This window comes from Mycobacterium interjectum (assembly GCF_900078675.2).
GTDB classification, from domain to species: Bacteria; Actinomycetota; Actinomycetes; order Mycobacteriales; family Mycobacteriaceae; genus Mycobacterium; species Mycobacterium interjectum.
Map to the genome: position 1 here is coordinate 110294 of NZ_LT546237.1, position 1728 is coordinate 112021.

Here is a 1728-nt window from a genome sequence, read left to right on the forward strand (position 1 = left end):
GGGTCGGGCGGCTCGTTGTTCGGCCAGTTGGGCACCGCGGGCAGCAGCGGCCAGGGCGGCGCCGGTGGCCCCGGCGGCCCAGGGGGCGGACTCGGTCACGGCGGCACGGGCGGCCAGGCGTCCGGTGGTTCCACCAACGTCACCGGCAGTCCGGGCAGTGACGGCAGCCCGGGCGACACCGGCGCGGCGGGCCAACCCGGCTGATTACGGTCGACCACCTGGAAAGCAAGCCGACGGGACAGGGGCGGCTGAGCCCTCGCGGTGAACCCGTCGGGCGGCGCCACCGTCTTTAGGGCAGAACACCAGCAAACGAGGGGATGCCGCGATGGTGCGCTTGTTGTCACCGCTCAAGTTGTTCGCAGCGGCCGTTTTCGCCGCCGCCCTGATCTTCGGCCTGGCCGAGGCCCCGCGCTCGGCGGCCGCCGACGGCCGCCTGCAATTCACCGGGACCACGCTCGCGGGCGCGCCGTTCAGCGGCGCCAGCCTGCAGGGCAAACCGGCGGTGCTGTGGTTCTGGACGCCGTGGTGCCCGTTCTGCAACGCCGAGGCTCCCGGGGTCGGCCAGGTGGCTGCCGCGAATCCGGGCGTCACGTTCGTCGGCGTCGCGGCGCACTCGGACGTCGGGGCCATGCAGAACTTCGTCGCCAAGTACAACCTGAACTTCACCAACCTCAACGACGCCGACGGCTCGATCTGGGCCCGCTACAACGTCCCGTGGCAGCCCGCCTACGTGTTCTACCGGGCGGACGGCAGCTCGACGTTCGTCAACAACCCCACCGCGGCCATGCCCCAGAGCGAGCTGGCCGGCCGCGTGGCCGCGCTGCGCTGATCCGTGGATCGCGCTCTGATCGGCCTGGCCTTCGCGGCCGGATCGGTCGCGGCCCTGAACCCCTGCGGGTTTGCCATGCTGCCCGCGTACCTACTTCTCGTGGTGCGCGGGCAGCAGCCCGCCGAGCGTGCACTCACGGCGGAAAAATCGCCGAAATCTCGCCGCCAGTGCACGCTCGGCGCACGGTCCGCGACGAGCCCCATCGGCGCGCTCGGCCGCGCCGTGGCGGCCACCCTCGGGATGGCGCTGGGCTTCCTGACGGTCTTCGGGTTGTTCGGCGCGCTGACGATCTCGGCGGCCAACACCGTGCAGCGCTACCTGCCCTACGGGACCGCGGTGATCGGAATTGTGCTTGTCGCGCTTGGGTTTTGGCTGCTGTCGGGTCGCGACTTGACGGCGCTGACACCCCGCCCGCTCGGCCCGCGATGGGCCCCGACCGTGCGGCTGGGCTCCATGTATTCCTATGGCGTCAGCTACGCCATCGCCTCGCTGTCGTGCACCATCGGGCCGTTCCTGGCGGTCACCGCCGCCGGGTTCAAGGGATCGGTGGTCACGGGCGCGTCGATCTTCCTCGCCTACGTCGCGGGCCTGACCCTGGTCGTGGGGGTCCTGGCGATCGCGGCCGCGACGGCCAGCTCGGCGCTGGCCGATCGACTGCGCCGCGTCCTGCCGTTGGTCAACCGGATCGGCGGCGCCCTGCTGGTGCTGGTCGGGCTCTACGTCGGCTACTACGGCGTCTACGAGGTGCGCCTCTTCGACGGCAGCGCGAGTCCCCGGGACGCGGTGATCACCTCTGCCGGCCGGCTGCAGGGCGCGCTGGCCGGCTGGGTGCACCAACACGGGGCCGCGCCCTGGGCGCTGGCCCTGTTCGTGCTGGTGGCGGGGGCGGCCGCGGCCGC

The 1728-nt window shown here is 72.3% G+C and carries 3 protein-coding genes; all 3 read left to right on the top strand.

Features of this window, described 5'->3' with window-relative positions:
* Nucleotides 1–204, top strand: a 204-nt coding sequence (locus BN4348_RS61125) for a hypothetical protein (RefSeq protein WP_066909542.1), incomplete at its 5' end; no start/stop codon positions are given.
* Between the two features lie 121 nt (nucleotides 205–325).
* Nucleotides 326–829 (top strand): protein disulfide oxidoreductase, encoded by a 504-nt coding sequence (locus BN4348_RS34875; protein ID WP_066909545.1) that lies wholly within the window; start codon nucleotides 326–328, stop codon nucleotides 827–829.
* 3 nt (nucleotides 830–832) lie between these two features.
* On the top strand, nucleotides 833–1728 hold an 896-nt coding region (locus tag BN4348_RS34880), incomplete at its 3' end, for a cytochrome c biogenesis CcdA family protein (protein WP_066909548.1).